Source organism: Bacillus sanguinis (genome assembly GCF_018332475.1).
GTDB lineage: Bacteria > Bacillota > Bacilli > Bacillales > Bacillaceae_G > Bacillus_A > Bacillus_A sanguinis.
On the sequence record NZ_BOQB01000289.1, the window covers coordinates 1 to 2399 of the forward strand.

3 protein-coding genes and 1 riboswitch are annotated in these 2399 nt (G+C 34.3%); all 3 genes read left to right on the forward strand.

The window, feature by feature from the left end:
* The first annotated feature begins 29 nt into the window (after positions 1-29).
* Positions 30-944, forward strand: a complete 915-nt coding sequence (gene ddlB, locus KI369_RS24110) for a D-alanine--D-alanine ligase (protein ID WP_212957732.1) — start codon at positions 30-32, stop codon at positions 942-944.
* 72 nt (positions 945-1016) lie between these two features.
* Positions 1017-1122: riboswitch (TPP riboswitch) on the forward strand.
* 124 nt (positions 1123-1246) lie between these two features.
* Complete coding sequence (gene tenA, locus KI369_RS24115; protein WP_212957734.1) at positions 1247-1936, forward strand: thiaminase II; 690 nt, start codon at positions 1247-1249, stop codon at positions 1934-1936.
* Positions 1937-2230: 294 nt separating this feature from the next.
* Positions 2231-2399: heterocycloanthracin/sonorensin family bacteriocin (locus tag KI369_RS24120; protein WP_212957736.1), on the forward strand; the 169-nt coding region annotated here is incomplete at its 3' end.

Sequence of the window (2399 nt, forward strand, 5' to 3'; positions counted from 1 at the left end):
AATAAAAAATGAAATTTGGAGTTGAGGAAATGAGAGTTGGCGTTATTATGGGAGGAGTATCCTCTGAAAAACAAGTATCAATTATGACTGGAAATGAAATGATTGCACATTTAGATAAAAATAAATATGAAATAGTACCAATTACGTTAAATGAAAAAATGGATTTAATCGAAAAAGCGAAAGACATTGATTTTGCGCTGCTCGCATTACATGGAAAATACGGAGAAGATGGGACAGTTCAAGGAACGCTTGAAAGTTTAGGCATTCCTTATAGCGGGAGCAATATGTTATCTAGCGGTATATGTATGGACAAAAACATTTCAAAAAAGATTTTACGTTATGAAGGAATAGAAACACCAGATTGGATTGAACTTACAAAAATGGAGGATCTGAGTCTTGATGAATTAGATAATTTAGGGTTTCCATTAGTGGTAAAACCAAACTCTGGTGGCTCAAGTGTTGGGGTGAAAATTGTCTATGATAAAGATGAATTAATCTCGATGCTGGAAACTGTGTTCGAATGGGATTCTGAAGTAGTAATAGAGAAGTATATTAAAGGTGATGAGATTACATGTTCAATTTTTGATGGAAAACAGTTACCTATCATTTCAATTCGACATGCGGCTGAGTTCTTTGATTACAATGCGAAATATGATGATGCAGGTACTATTGAAGAAGTTATCGAACTTCCAGCTGAACTTAAGGAACGAGTAAACAAAGCGTCACTGGCGTGCTATAAAGCATTAAAATGTAGTGTTTATGCAAGGGTTGATATGATGATGAAGGACGGTATTCCATATGTAATGGAGGTTAATACATTACCAGGGATGACACAAGCAAGTTTACTACCAAAAAGTGCAGAAGCAGAGGGAATTGATTATAGTAAACTATTAGATATGATTATTGAAACTTCATTGAGAGTAAGAAAAGAAGAAGGGTTTTAAGCAATGGTATCATGAATACTTTTGACAGTAACAAGAAGTATGTTATGATAAATACAATACGAAAATAAAATATTTATCCACTAGGGGGGCCTATTATAGGCTGAGATCAAATTGGAATTTGAGACTCTTAGTACCTGATCTGGTTAATGCCAGCGTAGGGAAGTGGGAAAGACATTGCTATTTCATGTATAAATACTGTCAATTTCACTTTCTTTACGCCTGTAAAGAAAGTTTTTTTATTATAAAGCGTTAATTGCTGTGGATAAATACTTATATTAAATAAATTACTTGGAGGGATTTATATGACTTTTTCACAATCATTACGTAAAGAAGTAGATTCAATTTGGGAAGCTAGTTTTCATCACCCTTTTATAAAAAAACTTGGTGAAGGAACGTTAGATTTAGCTAGTTTTCGCTATTATGTGCTTCAAGATTCATATTATTTGAGTCATTTTGCTAGAGTACAAACGTTAGGAGCTGCAAAAGCACAGGAATTAGAAACGACTGCTCGTATGGCACACCATGCTCAAAATACATATGAGGCGGAATTATCTTTACATGAGAATTTTGCGAAGAAACTAGGGATAACACAAGAAGAAAAAGAGAATTTTACCCCTGCTCCAACTGCATATGCATACACGTCACATATGTATCGTGCTGCGTATGAAGGACATTTAGGTGATATCATTGCAGCCATTTTACCTTGCTATTGGTTGTATTATGAAATTGGTGAACGTTTAAAAGAGTGTCAGCCAGAAGAGCCAATTTATAACGAATGGATCTCTGCTTATGGATCTGATTGGTTCCGTACATTAGTTGAAGAGCAAATTACACGGTTAGATACTATCGCTGAAAAAGTAACTGAGTCAGACCGTAAGCGAATGAAACAGCATTTTATTATTAGCAGTCAATATGAATATTCATTTTGGGAAATGGCTTATACTCTAGAAAAGTGGCCAGTGAATACAGACATAAAAGATGTAATTGGATAATGAGTAGAGGTATTGCTATTCACAGGTATGAATAATATTTATGTATATGATTTCATAAAAGAAGTATCGCAAAAAGACGCATCGATCTAAGTGCGTCTTTTTTCAATTTATAAAAATGAGCCAATGGAAAAAATAACTTAAAAATAAGTGTATGAACAAGGTGCATCATCTAGTGATAGGTCATATTTTGTAGGTGTACGTATTGAACTTAGTTTATAGCGCTATTTCTACTTAGATTTAACGAACAGAAATATAGGAAAGCATTGAAAAGGTTGAAATTTATAAACGGAGGTCATGAAAATGAATAAGTTTCAACAAGAACTACAAACATTAAGCCTTAATGATTACCAGCCTGGAAATATCGTGTATTGGGACCAACAAAACCAATATCCATATTACTATATTGAAGATGCTGTTCGTCGCTGTGGAGGTTGTGGTGGTCGTTGTGGAGGTTGTGGTGGTC

Bases quoted from the DNA above. Each gene is read 5' to 3' on its own strand.
- ddlB (WP_212957732.1), top strand. From the start codon at position 30: ATGAGAGTTGGCGTTATTATGGGAGGAGTATCCTCTGAAAAACAAGTA.
- tenA (WP_212957734.1), top strand. From the start codon at position 1,247: ATGACTTTTTCACAATCATTACGTAAAGAAGTAGATTCAATTTGGGAA.